Genomic DNA, 18317 nt, shown 5'->3' with positions numbered 1-18317 from the left:
CCAGTTTCGGCTAGACAAACGCAAACTCGAACACTGGCTCCAGTTCCCCTCGTTCGGCCCAGCATGCACTACTGAGGCGAAGTCCCAAGACAAGGACGCTGGCCTAAGCATCGCCCCGTGCCAGTTGAGCGCTCGAGATACTGTACAACTTCACATCGAAGAACCCTTGGTACTGCACAAAGGAGAACGGGTCGCACTGATCGGGCCCAGCGGATGTGGTAAGTCGACACTTCTGCATACGCTGGCGGGAACGATATTCCCGTTGCGCAAGGATGTGCACCTGCACGGCAGGTGCCTGGCGTCGCTCGACGCTAGTGAACAATTCAGTCGATTACGACTCTGCCCTCAGGATGCGCATTTCATACCCGGCCCCCTGCCCCGCGCGGTGCTGTTCGAGCAAGCTCATGATCGCGCTCAAATCGAACGATGGCTTGAACGGTTGGGCCTGAGCAAAGACTGGTACGAACTTGATCTGGATGCACGCGCAGAATCGATATCGGGCGGCGAAGCACGCAGGCTGACGCTGCTACGCCTTCTTAATCAGCCTGGGGAATTCAATTTCTTTGACGAGCCCACAGCCGGGCTCGATGCCGCGTCGGCAGAGCGTACCTGGGACCTGTTGTTCGAAGCATTTAAAGGGCGAGGGCTGATTTGCGTGACGCATGATCAGAGCTCACTGTCGCGGTTTGACCGGGTGATCACCCTGAGCGAGGGGCGGATCATCAGCCAAGGGCAAACGAACATCGCTCAGATTTCAGAGCTAGCAGGCGCACCGCAAACCTCGTAGGAGCGGCCTTGCTAGCTCAATGGGTTATTCATCATCATCAAAGTTGTACATCCCCGGCGCCAAGTTCTCGAACCGGGTGTACTTGCCGATAAACGCCAAACGCACGAAACCGATGGGGCCGTTACGCTGTTTACCGATGATGATTTCCGCCACGCCCTTGTGCTCGGTTTCAGGGTGGTACACCTCGTCGCGGTACACGAACATGATCACGTCGGCGTCCTGCTCGATTGCACCGGATTCACGCAAGTCGGAGTTGACCGGGCGTTTGTTCGGGCGCTGTTCCAGCGAGCGGTTCAGCTGCGAAAGGGCAATGACCGGGCAGTTGAATTCCTTGGCCAGGGCCTTGAGCGAGCGGGAAATCTCGGAAATTTCGTTGGTACGGTTGTCACCGGCCGACCCCGGGATCTGCATCAGCTGCAGGTAGTCGACCATGATCATGGCGATTTCGCCATGCTCACGGGCCAGGCGGCGGGTTCGCGCGCGCATTTCCGAGGGGCTGATACCCGCCGTATCGTCGATGAACAATTTGCGGTCGTTGAGCAGGTTCACTGCCGAGGTCAGGCGCGGCCAGTCGTCGTCGTCCAGCTGGCCGGAACGGACCTTGGTCTGGTCGATACGCCCCAGGGACGAGAGCATACGCATGATCAGCGACTCACCTGGCATCTCGAGGGAGAACACCAGCACCGCCTTGTCGGTACGCAGTACGGCGTTTTCCACCAGGTTCATGGCGAAGGTGGTCTTACCCATCGACGGACGACCCGCAACGATGATCAGGTCGGCTGCCTGCAGGCCGCTGGTCTTCTCGTCCAGGTCGGTGTAACCGGTGGAGATACCAGTGATGTCGCTGTCGGAGTTGAACAGCGTATCGATACGGTCGATGGCCATGGTCAACAGTTCGTTGACACCCACCGGGCCGCCGGTTTTTGGCCGGGCCTCGGCGATCTGGAAGATCTGCCGCTCGGCGTCGTCGAGGATTTCTTCGGCGTTGCGCCCTTGCGGGTTGAAGGCGTTGTCGGCGATGTCGGTACTGATGCTGATCAGTTGGCGCAACGTGGCCCGCTCGCGAATGATCGCGGCGTAGGCCTTGATGTTGGCTACCGAGGGAGTGTTCTTGGCCAGCTCAGCCAGGTAGGCCAGGCCGCCGACTTGCGAAGACAGGCCTTCCTTGTCCAGTTGCTCGTGCAGGGTCACCACGTCGAATGGCTGGTTGGCGTCGGCCAACTTGTGCACGGCACGGAAGATCAGCCGGTGGTCATGCCGGTAGAAATCGCCATCCGACACTTGGTCCAGCACCCGCTCCCAGGCGTTGTTGTCCAGCATCAGGCCACCGAGTACGGCCTGTTCGGCCTCGATGGAATGCGGCGGCACCTTCAGGGCTGCGGTTTGCAGGTCTAGCTGTTCGGAAGTGGTGATCTCGTTCATGGCCACGAAAGAATTCTGGAGGACGAAAAAGACAAAGGGCACGGCCTGTCGAAAACAGGACCGTGCCCGATGTTAACCGCCTGACTCGCAAGGAGCCAGCCAGTTAGCGCAGCTTAGGCAGCTACGACGACCACGCGTACGGTGGCTTCAACGTCGCTGTGCAGGTGCACGGCTACGTCGTATTCGCCAACCTGACGGATGGTGCCGTTCGGCAGACGAACTTCAGCTTTGGCCACTTCAACGCCGGAGGCGGTCAGGGCGTCAGCGATGTCGTGGGTGCCGATCGAACCGAACAGCTTGCCTTCGTCGCCAGCGGTGGCAGTGATGGTCACTTCCAGCTCGGCCAGTTGGGCAGCGCGGCTTTCAGCCGAAGCTTTCTTGTCAGCGGCTGCTTTTTCCAGCTCGGCACGACGCTCTTCGAACGCAGCCAGGTTGGCGGCGTTGGCAACGGTGGCCTTGCCGAATGGCAGCAGGAAGTTACGGCCGTAACCAGCCTTAACTTTTACTTTGTCGCCCAGGTTGCCCAGGTTAGCGACTTTTTCCAGCAGGATCAGTTCCATTTGGTAAAACCTCTTAACTTTTAACCTTCACCGTTCGCGGAGTCTTTCCCCGGAGGGGACTTGCGACCGCGAAAATCAATCAGGCTGTCGACAATGGCCAAAACCATCAGCAACGGATAAATCAGCTGCATGATCAGCGGCAGCGTCACGTACATCCCCACTAGCCAGAAACCGGCCAGTCGGCCCTGTGCCACCAGCCCGTGCATCAAGGCGATGCCGGCCAGCACCAGTACCAGGCTCGAGGCAGATGCCAGGATGATGAACTGCGGCCCGATAAACGGAGCCACCACCATCACTGCCACCAAGGCCGCCGTGGCCTGTTTCGGCAACTTCAGCGCGCGAAACTCGCGACCGAAGCCTCCAGGGTTGTACAACGCTGCCTGCCAATAGCGCGCCAGCACCAAGGCCAACACACTGAACAATTGCACCGTCACTGCAGTAGAAGCGACCAGCACAGGGCGGATCAGCTCATCGGAGAGTACCGGTTGCCCCTCGATTTTCGGCATGGCTTCGGCAAACGCCTTGGCCAGCACGTCGAAGGTTTGCGCCAGCGCCAGATCGAGCACGAGGCTGAAAGCCACGGCGAACACGGCACTGAGCAGCAACACCCGGCTCCACGGATGCTCGGCACGCAACATGGCGGCCAGGGCCAGGGCACCCGCAATCACCAGAAAGGTGATGGGATCGCCCATGACCCACACGGCCAGCCCGGCCAGCAGGCCGCCAGCGATGACCGTTGTAGCATCCTTGAACCCACGCCGCAGCAGCACAAGGCTGCACGCAGCGGCACTCAACCAGAACAGCAGCGGCAGTACCGCACTGATGACCACCACCAGGGTGGCCTGCACACGACCGCGCATGATGAAACTTGCTAACGCTCGCATGCTAACCCCTTACTGCTTGTCGACGACCCGGTCTCAGCGGCCGTGGCTGTCGGTGTAGGGCAGCAGGGCCAGGAAGCGGGCGCGCTTGATAGCGGTAGCCAGCTGACGCTGATAACGAGCTTTGGTACCGGTGATACGGCTTGGAACGATCTTGCCGGTTTCGGATACGTAAGCTTTCAGGGTGTTGAGATCTTTGAAGTCGATCTCTTTCACGTCTTCAGCAGTGAAGCGGCAGAATTTACGACGACGGAAGAAACGTGCCATTTAATAGGCTCCTCTAAAGGTCCGTGGATTACTCGTCAGCGTTATCGCTGGAGTCGCTGTCATTGCTGTCATCGCCTTCGGCGGATTCAGCATGCTCAGGACGCTCACGACGCTCACGGCGCTCGCTGCGGTTTTCTTCAGCCTTCAGCATCTCGGACTGGCCGGTAACGGCTTCGTCGCGACGGATGACCAGGTTACGGATAACGGCATCGTTGTAGCGGAAGTTGTCTTCCAGCTCGGCCAGGGCCTTGCCGGTGCACTCAACGTTCAGCATCACGTAGTGAGCCTTGTGAACATTGTTGATTGCGTAGGCCAGTTGACGACGGCCCCAGTCTTCCAGGCGGTGGATCTTGCCACCATCTTCTTCGATCAGCTTGGTGTAACGCTCAACCATGCCGCCGACTTGCTCGCTCTGGTCCGGGTGAACCAGGAAGATGATTTCGTAATGACGCATGAATGCTCCTTACGGGTTAGTAGTCTGCCAGCGAATCTGGTCAGACAAGGAGTGAATGACACTGTATGTCTTGCACGGAGGGGAGGCACATGAGCGCCTGCCAGCTCGGCAAGGGGCGCAATTGTAGAGAAGGCGTGCCGCACACGCAAGGCAATTGGCGAATATTTGAACAGCCTGAGATATTCAGAATGTGTCAGCCCCTATTCGCGGGCACGCCCGCTCCCACAGGCTCACTGCTGCCTCTGGCATTGCAGATTACCTGTGGGAGCGGGCGCGCCCGCGAATAGGCCGATACAGGCTGAAGGTCAGCGCTTGGCCTGACGCTGACGCACGGCTTCGAACAGGCAAACCCCGGTCGCCACCGACACGTTGAGACTGCTGACGCTACCCGCCATCGGCAACTTCACCAGGAAGTCGCAATGCTCGCGGGTGAGCCGGCGCATGCCCTTGCCTTCCGCGCCCATGATCATCACCAGTGGCCCGGTCAGGTCTTGCTGGTAGATCTCCTGCTCGGCCTCGCCAGCGGTACCCACGACCCACAGGCCACGCTGCTGCAACTTCTCAAGCGTACGCGCCAGGTTGGTCACAGCCACCAGCGGAATGACTTCTGCCGCGCCACAAGCCACCTTTCGCACAACCGGCGTCAGCGTTGCGGACTTGTCCTTGGGCACGATCACTGCCGTGGCACCGGCCGCATCGGCGGTACGCAGGCAGGCGCCGAGGTTGTGCGGGTCGGTCACGCCGTCCAGCACCAGGATCAGCGGCGGGGTTTCTGTGCGCTCAAGCAGCTCTTCGAGCATCAGCTCGCCCCACACCTGGCTCGGGCTGACCTCGGCAACAACACCTTGATGCACGCCTTCGACCCAGGCATCCATCTCACGGCGCTCGGCCTGGCCGACCGGCACGCGGTTTTCCGCGGCCAGCGCCAGCAAGGTCTCGAGGCGTGGCTCGCTACGCCCTTCCGACAGCCAGATCTGCTTGACCCGCTTTGGATGGTGCTGCAGCAATGCCTGCACGGCGTGTACGCCGTAGATCTTTTCCAGCTGACTCATGAATTGCTCTTGCTTTTGCGTGGCGCGCCGGACTTCGGCGGGCCTTTACGGTGCTTGGTCGGTTTGCCGGACGGCTTGCCACCTTTCTCGGATTTGCTGCCAGCACTGCTGCGCGCGTCGGTCATCAGCGCTTTCTTCATCTCGCGGCTTTTACGCACTTCAGCGTTACGCTGCACAGCATCCTTGGGGAAGTACGCTTCGGACGCTTCGCTTTTGCGGCTGCGCGGCTTGGGCGTGGCTTTCGCTTCAGTTACCGGCTGCTGCTCGGCTTTTTCGGCAGCCGGCGCGGCGCCACGCTGCTTGCGGCCAATCGGTGCGGCGAGGGTCTTTTCCGACACTTCGAAGTCGATCTTGCGCTCATCCAGATCAACACGCATGACCTTGACTTCGATGGTGTCGCCCAAGCGGAAGGTGCGACCGGTACGCTCGCCGGACAGGCGATGGTGTACCGGGTCGAAGTGGTAGTAGTCCCCCGGCAACGCACTGACGTGCACCAGGCCCTCTACATAGATATCGGTCAGCTCGACGAACAGGCCGAAACCGGTCACTGCCGTGATCACACCCGGGAAGGTCTCGCCAACGCGGTCTTTCATGAACTCGCACTTGAGCCAGTTGACCACGTCACGGGTGGCTTCGTCAGCCCGGCGCTCGGTCATCGAGCACTGCTCGCCGAGTTGCTCCAGGGTGTTTTCGTCGTACGGGTAGATACGCGCCTTGGGGATGCTCATGGCGCCGGCACGCTTGACGTGCGGGGTATCGACCTTGGAGCGGATGATGCTGCGGATGGCGCGATGCACCAGCAGGTCCGGGTAACGACGAATCGGCGAGGTGAAGTGGGTGTACGCCTCGTAGTTCAGGCCGAAGTGGCCGTTGTTCTCGGTGCTGTACACGGCCTGGCTCAGCGAGCGCAGCATCACCGTCTGGATCAGGTGGAAGTCCGGGCGACCGGCGATGCTCGCCAGCAGGGCCTGGTAATCCTTCGGCGACGGGTCCTTGCCCTTGTGCAGGCTCAAGCCCAACTCCCCAAGGAAGGCACGCAGTTTTTCCAGGCGCTCCGGTGGAGGGCCGTCGTGCACGCGGTACAACGCCGGTACACCGTGCTTCTGCAGGAATTCGGCAGTGGCCACGTTGGCCGCCAGCATGCATTCCTCGATCAGCTTGTGGGCGTCGTTGCGCACGGTCGGGCGGATTTCAGCGATCTTGCGCTGATCACCGAAAATGATGCGGGTTTCCTGGGTTTCGAAGTCGATGGCGCCCCGCGTGTGACGCGCGTCCACCAGCACCTTGTACAGGTTGTACAGGTTCTTCAGGTCCGGCACGACGTCCTTGTACTCTTCGCGCAGCGCCTTGCCCTCACGGGTACGCGAGTGCTCGAGCATGCTGCTGACCTTGTTGTAGGTCAGGCGGGCATGGGAGTGGATCACGCCTTCGTAGAACTGATAGTCGACCATCTGGCCGGCTTTGTTCATGGTCATTTCACAGACCATGGCCAACCGATCGACGTGCGGGTTCAGCGAGCACAGGCCGTTGGACAGCTCTTCGGGGAGCATCGGCACCACGCGCTCGGGGAAGTACACCGAGTTGCCGCGCTGCTGGGCTTCGACATCCAGGGCAGAGCCCAGACGCACGTAGCTGGACACGTCAGCAATGGCCACGTACAGGCGCCAGCCACCGGAGAACAGACGCAGCTTGCCCAGCGGTTCGCAATAAACGGCATCGTCGAAGTCGCGGGCGTCTTCACCATCGATGGTGACGAACGGCAGGTGGCGCAGGTCGACACGCTTCTCTTTGTCCTTCTCCTCGACTTCGGAGCGGAACTTGCGCGCTTCCTTGACCACCTCATTGGGCCACACATGCGGAATGTCGTAGCTGCGCAGGGCAACGTCGATTTCCATGCCCGGCGCCATGTAGTTGCCGATGACCTCGACCACATCGCCTTGCGGCTGGAAGCGCGGCGTTGGCCAGTGGGTGATCTTGATCTCGACGAACTGGCCGATCTTGGCACCGCCGTTACGTCCGGCAGTCACCAGCACTTCCTGCTGGATCTTCGGGTTGTCCGGGGTTACGTAACCGATGCCGCCTTCTTCGAAATAGCGGCCGACCACGCTTTCGTGGGCACGGGAGATGACTTCGACCAGCACGCCTTCACGGCGGCCACGGCGGTCGACACCGGAGACGCGGGCCAGGCCACGGTCGCCGTCGAACACCAGTCGCATCTGCGACGGGCTGAGGAACAGGTCTTCGCTGCCGTCATCGGGAATAAGGAAGCCGAAGCCGTCGCGGTGGCCGGAGACTCGACCGCAGATCAGGTCCAGCTTGTCTACCGGGGCATAAGTGCCGCGCCGGGTATAGATAAGCTGGCCATCGCGCTCCATGGCACGCAGGCGGCGGCGCAGGGCTTCGATCTGGTCTTCTTCATACAGACCGAACTCTTTTGCCAGCTCCTCGCGGGCAGCAGGTTCGCCTCGGTCGGCGAGACGCTGCAGGATCAGCTCACGGCTGGGAATGGGGTTGTCGTATTTTTCCGCTTCGCGAGCGGCCTCGGGATCGAGGGATTGCCAATCGGCCATCAGAAGGGGTTCACCTTGGGGTATATAGATAGGAATTCTGGCATAGGCGTATTGAAACCGGAAATGTCTGCCTTGGACAGCCCCCGCTGCAGTGCATAAACAGCAGAAATAGGCTTATGGAATCAACGAGTTGAATTTTTTGAATTTTTTTTCGATTGGGGGCTTTACAGCCCTGGGTAGCGTCCGTATAGTGCGCACCACAACGACGGACAACCCCGAAGTTGTAGTAGAGATGAACGACGCTGTAAAGCATCAAGTAACCTCGAATGTGTGCCCAGGTGGCGGAATTGGTAGACGCGCTGGTTTCAGGTATCAGTGACCGCAAGGTCGTGGAAGTTCGAGTCTTCTCCTGGGCACCAAGTATTTTCAAGTAACAGATGACCAAGGATCTGTTACTACTGCGTGAAAGCGAACGATAGTCGCCTTCTGCAGATGATGTAAAGCTTTGCCCAGGTGGCGGAATTGGTAGACGCGCTGGTTTCAGGTATCAGTGACCGCAAGGTCGTGGAAGTTCGAGTCTTCTCCTGGGCACCATACAAAAACCCACTAGCTTGCTAGTGGGTTTTTTCTTGCCTGCGATTTTTTGTGCCTCCCCCTCCCCGATACGCGCACGTTGCAGGAGCGGGCTCACCCGCGAAGAGGCCCCTGCAGGCAACCCCTCCCAACCCCTTGCACCATGGTCTGACCATGAATTTCTCGTCACCCGGCCACTTGAGAAACAATTTCGTTTACCATTGTTTCCAAATATGTAGCCGTAAGCGAGGAAGTACCCGCATGACGATCCGCCCGCAACCGCTGATGCGTACCCTGGCCGCCGCAGTGCTGAGCCTGGTCATCGGCGCTCCGGCCGCCATGGCAGACGCACCGGTCGCGCTGACCATGTACAACGGTCAGCACAAGGAAATCGGCGAAGCCATTGCCAAGGCCTATGAGGCCAAGACCGGCATTCACATCGACATCCGTAAAGGCAGCAGCAACCAGCTGGCCAGCCAGATCATCGAGGAAGGCGACCGCTCGCCGGCCGACATCATCTACACCGAAGAGTCCCCGCCTCTGAACAACCTGGGCGAACTGGGCCTGCTGGCCAAGATTGACGACGCTACGCTGAACATGATGCCCAAGGAGTACGTTGGCGCCAACGGCACCTGGATGGGTATCACCGCCCGTACGCGCATCGTGGTGTACAACCCGAAGAAAGTCGACGAGAAAGACCTGCCGACCACGGTGATGGACTTCGCCAACCCTGAGTGGGAAGGCCGCGTCGGCTACGTACCCACCAGCGGTGCGTTCCAGGAGCAGGCCGTGGCCATTCTGAAGATGCACGGGCGCGAAGCCACCGAAGAATGGTTGACCGGTCTGAAAGCCTTCGGCAAGACCTACACCAACAACATGGTCGCCCTCAAAGCCGTGGAAAAAGGTGAAGTGGCTGCAGTACTGGTGAACAACTACTACTGGTACGCGCTTGAACGCGAACGCGGCAAGCTGGACACCAAGCTCTATTACCTGGCCGACGGCGATGCTGGCAACCTGGTCACTATCTCCGGCGCGGCCGTGGTCAAGGCCAGCAAACACCCGAAAGAAGCCCAGGCCCTGCTCAACTGGATGGCCAGCGAAGAAGGCCAGCGCGTGATCACCCAGACCACCGCCGAGTACCCGCTGCACAAGGGTATGGTTTCTGACCGCGGCCTGAAGCCGTTCGACGAACTGCGCCCGCCGAAGATCTCGCCAGCTGACTTGGGCAATGCCGAGGAAGCCATCGAACTTGAGCGTGAGGTCGGCCTGCTCTGATGACTGCCGCCCTGTCCGAACCGGTGCCGGTACGCTTCGTACCGCGCCGCAAGCGCCCTTCCATCTGGGTAGTGCTGCCTGTGCTGTTCCTTGTGGCAATGAGCTTGCTGCCACTGGCTTATGTTGCCATCAAAGCCTGGGAGGCCGGCTGGCGCGAAGCTTTGCACCTGTTGTGGCGGCCCTTTGTCTGGGGGCTGATGCGCAACACCCTGATGCTGATGGTCGGGGTGACGCTGACCTGCATGGTGGTCGGCCTGGCACTGGCCTGGCTGCTGGAGCGCAGCAACCTGGCCGGCCGCCGGTTGTGGGGCGTGGTGCTGTGCCTGCCATTCGCCGTGCCGTCGTTCGTCAGCAGCTTCACCTGGGTGTCGCTAAGTTCGGACTTTGAAGGCCTGGGCGGCGCGATCATGGTCATGGCCCTGTCCAAGTACCCGCTGGTGTTCCTGCCCGTTGCCGCGACCCTGCGCAACCTCGACACGTCGCTGGAGGAGTCGGCACGCACCCTGGGTTGCAGCCGCTGGGGGGTGTTCAGCAAAGTCACCCTGCCGCTGCTGTGGCCGTCGATGCTCGGCGGTGCGCTACTGATTGCCCTGCATATGCTGGTAGAGTTTGGCGCATTGTCGATCCTCGGCCTGCAAACCTTTACCACGGCGATCTACCAGCAGTTCGAACTGGAGTTCAGCAACGCCAACGCGGCCATGCTGTCTGCCGTGCTGCTGGCGATGTGCCTGGCAATGCTGTGGCTGGAACTGCGGGTGCGCGGCAAAGCCCGCCATGTACGTATCGGCCAGGGCGTAGCGCGCCGTGCGCAACCGGTGCGGCTGCGCGGCTGGGCGGTACTGGCGCAACTGTTCTGCGTGGGCCTGGCGGTGCTGGGCAGCGGCATTCCGCTGGCGATGCTCGGTTACTGGCTGAGCGTGGGTTCGTCGGCGGCATTCCCGGTGGCGGCCATCTCGAAGGCGTTGTTCACCTCGCTGTCGGTGTCGCTGGGCGGTGCCGGCTTTTGTGTGCTGCTGGCTCTGCCTATCAGCTTCCTGGTGGTGCGCTACAAAGGCCGCCTGGCGATTTGGGCTGAGCGTCTGCCCTACCTCCTGCACGCCCTGCCCGGCCTGGTGATTGCCCTGACCCTGGTGTTCTTCGCCCTGCACTACGTGCCGGCGCTGTACCAGACCACGGCGCTGCTGCTGCTGGCCTACGCGCTGCTGTTCCTGCCGCTGGCCCAGTCGCCGGTGCGCACCGCGCTTAACAAGGCTTCGCCGACGCTGGAAGAAGCCGCACGCACCCTGGGCGCCAGCAGCTTTGCCGCATTCTGCCGGGTGACCTTGCCGATCATCTTCCCGGCCATGGCGGCGGCCTTCGCCCTGGTGTTTCTGGATGCCATGAAGGAGCTGACGGCTACCCTGCTGCTCAGCCCGACCGGCATGACCACCCTGGCCACCGAAGTGTGGGCGCACACAGCCAACGTCGAGTTCGCGGCGGCGGCGCCGTATGCGGCGTTGTTGATTGTGGTGTCGGGGTTGCCGGTGTATTTGCTGACTACGCGGATGTATTTGAACAAGGCTTGAAAGCTTGCCCAGGCCGCCATGTGGCCTGGGCACAAGCCTGAGTGCCTAGACTTCATCACAAGTTCACTTTAAAACTCCCACTAGCCAGTTGAAAGCAAAGAACAAGGTCGTAGAGACTACAAGCCCCACCCAAGAGGGTAACAAAACTCTTTCCATAGACCTTGGGAAACTCTCGAGATCTGAAATATCTGCCACACCTTTTCGAACAAACAACCCTGGAATCATGAGCATATTTGCCGCCAGGCAAGTGCGCATTAATTTTCCAGCAAGGCCAGCCGCTAAAAAGCCCCCTATTATCCTGAATATACTTGCATTTCGCTAAAGCTTTTTCGATAGTTTCTATAGATCGACAAGAAAAGTAAATCATCACACACACGCTGATTGACATACAAGCGAGCAGGATAGATGCGATTATCGTCAATGCTTCGGTACTCATTTTCGCACTCTCATAAATCACTACGCATCAGTTGGTACGTCTGGTGTACAGCCTGTTAACCAAGGAGCAGGCTTATGTTGAACAAGGTCTTGAAGAGTTCGGAACCGAGACCGGCAGGTCAGGGCTTTGCTTCGCAAAGCCCGAAAACTGGGGTATCAGTTGGTGACTGCTTGAGTGCTTAAAAAGCAATGGGTTGCATTCTGTTTGACCAGAGCTTACCTCAAGCACTCTATCCAAACAAAAAAAAGAACAATCAGTGCAATCAGCAAAATTTGTACAGTCCACAAGCGCACTAACAGCCTTTGCAGGTCGGCGGAAACCTTAGCAATATCATTGCGATCTAATAGGCCCTTTCGAACGCTAAAATATTTCATAGACAGCATTGCAGAAATTGATCCTAGCCGCATGACTTTCCCAAGCAGCCCAGCATGAGAATATATTTCTCTGTTCACAGCCACCATTCGGCTATTTGACAAGATTGATTCGATACGATCCAGATATCGATACGCAACGAATACCCACACACCAAACATCAAAAACGGCGAGATAATTACAAACACACCAAGCACTGCCAGGTGCAAGTTACTCATCGCACTGCCTCATACAAAATCTCCCCCACGCTTTCTCCCAATACCTCACCAAACTCACCGCCAGCAATACCTCCAGCCGCTCCCCCCCAATACCGCACATGCGAAAGTTGCCGTTCCACCGGTGGGAATACCTACAGCAACACATGCTATTGGCCCCAATAGCCCCCCGACATGTCCACCCATTCCTCCTAGCCCCAAGCTCGCAACTAGCGAACTCCTCTCGACATACTCAGCCTTTCTGCACTCCTCCTCCCGCCCAAGCACGCAAGCGTTACGAATTGACAGTTCGGTTGACGCCACATCAAGCGCCATCCCTAAATACGTCCCTTTTTTTATCCAATTAGCCGCCTTCGCTACGCCAGATATTTTTTCTGTATACCCTTCAATCTCACCACCGTGAAGAAATCTTTTGGTGGATATATCCAGCGCATGCTTGATTTTACCCCCATTGCGCAGCCCCGCCCCATACGCAGCCATACTATCAAGCTGCGCCTCCAACTTTAAAAACAGCGCTGTGCGCTTCGAGTAGAATTCATCACGAGCTTTCAACGTACCTTTAAGCAAATAATCTCGATGTAGCTGCTCTATCTCCTCTAACGTTTTCTTGATAGCTTCAAGATGCTTACTCCAAGCGTCACTAGCAGTACCAGCCCCGATGGAAGCACGGGCCAGTAAGCTCTGCAGCAGCTCAAAATTCTCCAGAAGGAACCCGTCAAACCCACCGCCGTTCAATTCGATGTCAAGGTGTATACCTAACGCCTTACCCATGAGAAATGCCTCATGAGCAGTACAGGACGGCGTGCTTGGGTCACCCACAATTATCAGCTCGCCAGGGAATACGACAGTGTTGACGACATGCGCATTCAGCACATCAAACTTGGCCCGCTGATTCGCGTTCATGGGTGTACCGGCCTTCAGCGACTCATACGACTGCGCATGCGGATTAATGAAGCTGCGCGCCTCGGACATGGTAGTACCTCACGCATACTTCTTGTTGTTGATGCGGTCCCATCCGCCCGTGACGTTGCCGCCAGCGCTGCCGTCGAGGCGTTTCTGCAGCGTGTAGGTTGTCTTGATGCGCCCGTAGTTCAGCTGCACGACTTCCACTGGCACCCCAGCGCTGGCGCTTTGGGCGTAATCGGCAATGATCACTTCTGCCAGGACGACTTCGTAGTACTTGAGCTTGTCGCCACCCGCACGACACAGCACGAGCTTCACTTCCTTCAGGTGCTGCCCGGCACAGTTCGCCTCCAGCAGCTTGCAGCTGGCACTGTCCAGGTACTTAGTGAAGGTGAAGTTGGTGAGTGTGGTGCGGCCTGACGATGCGCCGCCCGCGGAGCTTGCGGTGGCAGAGGTGCTCTGGTTGGCACCGAACTTGTAGCCGATGATTTCGATCCAGTTGGCGTACTGCTCATCCAGTGCTTCGCCAGTGATTTCCCCGATATGAACATAAGCATCGAAAGCCATGCTTACCTCTCCCTGGCAAAGGTTCGGCTGATAACGACGATGTTCAGACATCGTCATCCTGAGGTTGCTCCCGAAGTAAAACGGCGGCCGGTACCGACCGCCTTCAGGCTCAATACAACACTAACCCCTGTGTCAGCCCTTGCAACAGCAAACGCCCTATCAAGGAATATTTGGGAAATCTCCTACAGATTCGACGATGATGACGATTTGGTCAGTTTCGATGCTGCTTAAAGCTTCTCCAGCATTTTCCTTACGATCAGGCCATGCACCATGCCGACCGGCAGCATGTACAACCGGCCAAAAGTATTGAGGCACAGCACCGATGTGGTCACGCTTAAGCTTTGCCCGTACACATCCATGCAGACCATCACCGCCAAGTGCGTGTCGCGCGAAGTCAGCACCAGCTGCTGGTCGCTGATGGTCTCGACAGTGAAGAAGTCCAGGCGCTCACCGACGGCTGGCACATGCGTTGGATCGCCGCGAGTGAAGCCGTGGATATCGGCGACATTGAAACGGCGTGAGATGAAGTCGCGAATGCGGAAGGCCCGGGCCAGCCAGCAGGGGACGTCCGAGGTCATAGCGCAGTAGGCTTGCAGGGCGGTCATCGGGTCAGTGAGCTGTACGCTGTCACTGTGCAGGAAATTCAGGTCGGCCTGGGCGGCGATTAGCTGGGCGGACATTAGCAACTCCTTTTGCCATGTGTCGCCGACAGCATAGCAACACCGCTCAGGTGTGGGAGCGGCCTTGTGTCGCGAAAGGGCCGCATAGCGGCCCCGGCAATTTCCGCATTTATGCAACAAACCTGGGGCTGCTATGCAGCCCTTTCGCGACACAAGGCAGCCCCCGCAAGGGACCGCGCAGGATTCAGGCCCGGAACTGGCCCAGGCTGGCGCGCAGCTGAGCCGCCAGATCATCCAGCACCTTGCTACTGGCCGTGGTCTGCATCACCACCTCAGCCGAGCGTTCGGCCTGGGCATGGATGTTCTCCACCCGCCCCCGCACCGCCTGTGCGCCATGGGCCTGTTGTTCGGCAGCGCGAGTCGCCAAACCAATGGCCGCATGCACCTGCTCCACGGCCGCCTGCACCGACTGCTGGCGGCGCTCGTTGTCACGCAGCACCAACAACCCTTCACTGGCCTTGAGCCCAGCCTGACTGATGGTGGCCACTGCTTCCTTGGCACCTTTTTGCAGCGCGGTAATGTGCGCCTGAATGTCGCCGGTAGAGCTTTGCGTCTTGCTCGCCAGCGCCCGCACTTCATCGGCCACTACAGCGAATCCGCGGCCAGTCTCACCAGCGCGTGCGGCTTCGATTGCAGCGTTGAGGGCCAGCAGATTGGTCTGCTCGGCAATGCCATGGATAACGGTCAGCACCACTTCAATCTGTTCGCTCTGCTTGGCCAGGCGCTCGATCACCTGAGAGCCCGTTTCGACCTGCCCGGCAAGGTTCTCGATCAGGCTCGCCAGTTGCGTCGAGGAACGGCTGTTCTCATCGGTCGCCTGGCGAATGTCCACCACCTGCTGCAACGCCGCCTGCATAGCATGGCTTTCAGCCTGAGCCTCGTCAGCCATGCTCGACAGGTCGCGCAGGCTGGCGGCCACTTCGTCACGCTGCAACGCCGCCGCGGCATCGGCACCGGCATTGCGCTGGGCCATGGTGCCGATCTCGACGCCGGTACGCTGGGCCACCTCGCCAGCCTCGCGGACGATGGGCTGCAGCTTGTCGACAAAGCGATTGACCGCCGACGCCATGTCGCCGATCTCGTCGCGGCTGTCGAGGGTCACGCGCTTGGTCAGGTCGCCTTCGCCAGCGGCAAGGTCGTTGAGCGCTGCGATCAGCAGGCGCAGTTTGCTGAGCACGCGGCGGCCTAACACTAAAGCGACCACCAGCAGCACACCCAGGCCCACCACCACCAGGCCCAGACCAATCCGCCAGCGCAGCTCGGCAGCCGCATCGCGCACGGTCTGTGCAGTGTTGGCCTGCATCGCGGTGGCGCTAGCCTGCGCGACTTCCAGGCGCTCGCGCAGGGCCTTGCCACTGTCGGCAGCCGCCGCGCCCAGGCTATCGCCAACCAGTTGCTCGCCACTGGCGATCAGGGCACTGAAGCGCTGGTCGAGCGCCTTGAGTTCCTGGTCAATGCCGGCTGTAGAAACCCCCATCAGGACTTTGCCGATCTCGGCGCCATTGGGGTTGATGGAGGCTTCGACGAAATACACCGACGGATCACGACGCGCGGCATCAAGCACCTTGTCCAGCGCACGCTCGCCCTGGCCTTTTTCCAACAAGGCCTGGTTGATCGGGTTTTGCCGGTTGAGATAGCGAGTCAGGTGCTGACCCTGAGCGTCGTCGTACACCACGAACAACACGTTCGGGTTACGCTGAGCGCGTCGCGCGAAATCCGAGAGCACCGGCACGTCGTTGTCCCAGATCGCCCGCGGCGCAACCGAAGCCAGCAGTTCAGCCATGTCGTTGGCGGAATCCTTGAGGTTTTTTTCCAAGGTGCTGCGCAGTTGCTGCTGTTCGCTTTGCAGGCGCTCCGACAACCCTGCACTCAGGCGCTGGCGGGTACTGCTGGACAGGCCGTCGAGCCCAGAGCGTACATCTTGTCCGGCTTGCTCCAGTTCGCTTGCCAGTTGGCGACTGTCATTACCCAGTCGCTCGCCAAGATCAGCCTCCAGGGCGGTGACTGTGCTTCGGGTGAGCGCAACGGCAACCAGCACCTGCACCAAAAGAGCGATACCAAGGGCAACAAACACAGGCCGCAAGAGGCGGCTTCGTAACAGTGAGAGGATGGCAGACACGGTGTAACCCTCGTGTTTTCTGGCGCCACTATATTGATGGCATCTACAGAAACTTCTTACAGCAAGGGTTGTGCCGTAGGCAGCGGGGAAATGCGCCAAGGTCTAGCAATGAGGTTTCGTGTGCCGGCCCTTTCGCGGGTGAACCCGCTCCAACAACGGCCTTGGCCCAACCGCCGTTGTGTACCCACACCCAATCAGTGTAGGAGCGGGTTTACCCGCGAATACGGTAGCGGCGGCAACGGTGGATTGCCGGTGGATTGGCCAGCCCCAGCATACCCACAAATGAAAACGCCGCAGCCCTTTTCAGGGCCACGGCGTCAGATCAGCCTGCCGGGCAGATCAGGCGAACGGATGACGCAGCACGATGGTCTCGTTGCGGTCCGGGCCGGTCGAAATGATGTCGATCGGCGCGCCAACCAGCTCTTCGATGCGCTTGATGTAGTCACGCGCAGCTTGCGGCAGCTCTTCCAGGGTTTTCACACCCAGAGTCGACTCGCTCCAGCCTGGCATCTCTTCGTACACCGGCTCCAGGCCGATGTAGCTGTCGGCATCGGAAGGCGCGTCGATGACGGCACCGTTCTCGTTCTTGTAGCCAACGCAGATGTTGATGGTTTCCAGGCCGTCCAGTACGTCCAGCTTGGTCAGGCAGATGCCCGAGATGCTGTTGACGTCGATGGCGCGACGCAGGATGACGGCGTCGAACCAGCCGCAACGACGGGCACGGCCAGTGGTGGAACCGAACTCGTGACCACGCTTGGCCAGGGTAGCGCCGGTCTCGTCGAACAGTTCGGTCGGGAACGGACCGGAACCCACGCGAGTGGTGTAGGCCTTGGTGATACCCAGGATGTAGTCCAGGTACATCGGGCCAACGCCGGAACCGGTGGAAATACCGCCAGCAGTGGTGTTGGAGCTGGTGACGTACGGGTAGGTGCCGTGGTCGATGTCCAGCAGCGAGCCCTGGGCACCTTCGAACATGATGTCCTTGCCGGCGCGACGCAGGTTGTGCAGCTCGGCGGTGACGTCGAGCATCATCGGCTTGAGCTGTTCGGCGTAAGCCATGCACTCGTCCAGCGTCTGCTGGAAGTCGATGGCTGGCTCTTTGTAGTAGTTCACCAGCTGGAAGTTGTGGTAATCCAGCAGCTCACCCAGCTTGGCAGCAAAACGCTCGCGATGGAACAAATCACCCACGCGCAGGCCGCGACGTGCCACCTTGTCTTCGTAGGCTGGGCCGATACCACGGCCGGTGGTGCCGATCTTGGCTTCGCCACGGGCTTTTTCGCGGGCCTGGTCCAGGGCCACATGGTACGACAGGATCAGCGGCGCAGCCGGGGAAATACGCAGACGCTCGCGCACCGGTACGCCTTTCTCTTCCAGCTTGGTGATTTCACGCATCAGTGCATCCGGGGCAACGACCACGCCGTTACCGATCAGGCACTGTACGCCTTCACGCAGGATGCCGGACGGAATCAGGTGCAGAACGGTTTTTTCACCGTTGATCACCAGGGTGTGACCCGCATTGTGGCCACCTTGGTAGCGCACTACGGCGGCAGCATGTTCGGTCAGCAGATCGACGATCTTGCCTTTGCCCTCATCACCCCACTGGGTGCCCAGGACGACGACATTCTTACCCATTACATTGGTCCTCATTCACGCAAACTTGGTTGCCGGCCTGTTGCCGA

At 59.6% G+C, this 18317-nt stretch carries 15 protein-coding genes, 2 tRNA genes and 3 pseudogenes; 6 read left to right on the top strand and 14 right to left on the bottom strand.

Features of this window, described 5'->3' with window-relative positions; genetic code table 11:
- Nucleotides 1-787, top strand: a 787-nt coding sequence (locus ACF8RA_RS07730; protein ID WP_392518996.1) for an ATP-binding cassette domain-containing protein, incomplete at its 5' end; no start/stop codon positions are given.
- Nucleotides 788-811: 24 nt separating this feature from the next.
- Here the strand turns inward: ACF8RA_RS07730 and dnaB are convergent.
- From dnaB to rnr, 7 genes are all read right to left on the bottom strand, one after another.
- Nucleotides 812-2209, bottom strand: a complete 1398-nt coding sequence (gene dnaB / locus ACF8RA_RS07725) for a replicative DNA helicase (protein WP_021783887.1) — start codon at nucleotides 2207-2209, stop codon at nucleotides 812-814.
- A 113-nt stretch (nucleotides 2210-2322) separates the two neighbouring features.
- Nucleotides 2323-2769: a 50S ribosomal protein L9 gene (gene rplI / locus ACF8RA_RS07720; protein WP_003249568.1), complete on the bottom strand. Its 447-nt coding sequence runs from the start codon at nucleotides 2767-2769 to the stop codon at nucleotides 2323-2325.
- A gap of 20 nt (nucleotides 2770-2789) precedes the next feature.
- Complete coding sequence (locus ACF8RA_RS07715) at nucleotides 2790-3653, bottom strand: hypothetical protein (RefSeq protein ID WP_176683153.1); 864 nt, start codon at nucleotides 3651-3653, stop codon at nucleotides 2790-2792.
- 33 nt (nucleotides 3654-3686) lie between these two features.
- Nucleotides 3687-3917, bottom strand: coding sequence for a 30S ribosomal protein S18 (rpsR, locus tag ACF8RA_RS07710; RefSeq protein WP_003249563.1), 231 nt, complete (start codon nucleotides 3915-3917; stop codon nucleotides 3687-3689).
- Between the two features lie 28 nt (nucleotides 3918-3945).
- Entirely contained in the window at nucleotides 3946-4371 is a 426-nt protein-coding gene (rpsF, locus tag ACF8RA_RS07705; protein WP_021783885.1) for a 30S ribosomal protein S6, read from the bottom strand.
- Nucleotides 4372-4676: 305 nt separating this feature from the next.
- The gene (rlmB, locus tag ACF8RA_RS07700) at nucleotides 4677-5423 is read right to left on the bottom strand and encodes a 23S rRNA (guanosine(2251)-2'-O)-methyltransferase RlmB (protein ID WP_003249554.1); all 747 of its coding nucleotides are present in this window, start codon (nucleotides 5421-5423) and stop codon (nucleotides 4677-4679) included.
- Nucleotides 5420-7993, bottom strand: a complete 2574-nt coding sequence (gene rnr, locus ACF8RA_RS07695; RefSeq protein WP_176683152.1) for a ribonuclease R — start codon at nucleotides 7991-7993, stop codon at nucleotides 5420-5422. The genes rlmB and rnr overlap by 4 nt, the downstream gene beginning before the upstream one ends.
- Nucleotides 7994-8265: 272 nt before the next feature.
- On the opposite strand from rnr, the gene ACF8RA_RS07690 reads away from it, so the two are divergent.
- The 5 genes and pseudogenes from ACF8RA_RS07690 to ACF8RA_RS07670 form a co-directional block, all read left to right on the top strand.
- A tRNA-Leu gene (locus tag ACF8RA_RS07690) sits at nucleotides 8266-8352 on the top strand.
- Between the two features lie 88 nt (nucleotides 8353-8440).
- Nucleotides 8441-8527: transfer RNA gene (locus ACF8RA_RS07685), tRNA-Leu, on the top strand.
- 240 nt (nucleotides 8528-8767) lie between these two features.
- The gene (locus tag ACF8RA_RS07680) at nucleotides 8768-9781 is read left to right on the top strand and encodes an extracellular solute-binding protein (RefSeq protein ID WP_176683151.1); all 1014 of its coding nucleotides are present in this window, start codon (nucleotides 8768-8770) and stop codon (nucleotides 9779-9781) included.
- Nucleotides 9781-11346: an iron ABC transporter permease gene (locus tag ACF8RA_RS07675; RefSeq protein ID WP_003249548.1), complete on the top strand. Its 1566-nt coding sequence runs from the start codon at nucleotides 9781-9783 to the stop codon at nucleotides 11344-11346. The genes ACF8RA_RS07680 and ACF8RA_RS07675 overlap by 1 nt, the downstream gene beginning before the upstream one ends.
- Nucleotides 11347-11801: 455 nt before the next feature.
- Nucleotides 11802-11956 (top strand): annotated as a pseudogene (locus ACF8RA_RS07670) (IS110 family transposase); the annotation flags it as partial.
- Nucleotides 11957-11997: 41 nt separating this feature from the next.
- Here ACF8RA_RS07670 and ACF8RA_RS07665 read toward each other — a convergent pair.
- From ACF8RA_RS07665 to ACF8RA_RS07635, 7 genes and pseudogenes are all read right to left on the bottom strand, one after another.
- Nucleotides 11998-12372 carry a hypothetical protein gene (locus ACF8RA_RS07665; RefSeq protein WP_176683150.1) on the bottom strand — a complete coding sequence of 125 codons (375 nt, stop codon included), beginning with the start codon at nucleotides 12370-12372 and terminating at the stop codon, nucleotides 11998-12000.
- A pseudogene (locus tag ACF8RA_RS07660) lies at nucleotides 12369-13341 on the bottom strand (hypothetical protein). Before ACF8RA_RS07660 ends, ACF8RA_RS07665 begins: the two are co-directional and overlap by 4 nt.
- Before the next feature lie 9 nt (nucleotides 13342-13350).
- On the bottom strand, nucleotides 13351-13839 hold the full coding sequence (locus ACF8RA_RS07655) for an Hcp family type VI secretion system effector (protein ID WP_392518995.1): 489 nt from the start codon (nucleotides 13837-13839) through the stop codon (nucleotides 13351-13353).
- 227 nt (nucleotides 13840-14066) lie between these two features.
- A complete protein-coding gene (locus ACF8RA_RS07650) occupies nucleotides 14067-14519 on the bottom strand; it encodes a DUF2867 domain-containing protein (RefSeq protein ID WP_176683148.1) in 453 nt (150 codons plus the stop codon).
- 184 nt (nucleotides 14520-14703) lie between these two features.
- Nucleotides 14704-15492, bottom strand: a complete 789-nt coding sequence (locus ACF8RA_RS07645; protein WP_370844178.1) for a methyl-accepting chemotaxis protein — start codon at nucleotides 15490-15492, stop codon at nucleotides 14704-14706.
- A 69-nt stretch (nucleotides 15493-15561) separates the two neighbouring features.
- Nucleotides 15562-15822, bottom strand: a pseudogene (locus ACF8RA_RS07640) (HAMP domain-containing protein); the annotation flags it as partial.
- A gap of 1155 nt (nucleotides 15823-16977) precedes the next feature.
- Nucleotides 16978-18270: an adenylosuccinate synthase gene (locus tag ACF8RA_RS07635; protein ID WP_003249542.1), complete on the bottom strand. Its 1293-nt coding sequence runs from the start codon at nucleotides 18268-18270 to the stop codon at nucleotides 16978-16980.
- Between the last annotated feature and the right edge of the window lie 47 nt (nucleotides 18271-18317).

The organism is Pseudomonas sp. FYR_5, assembly GCF_043106315.1.
GTDB classification, from domain to species: Bacteria; Pseudomonadota; Gammaproteobacteria; order Pseudomonadales; family Pseudomonadaceae; genus Aquipseudomonas; species Aquipseudomonas putida_Y.
The sequence above is the reverse complement of the archived record's forward strand: the minus strand, read 5'-3'. Positions and strand labels throughout refer to the sequence as shown.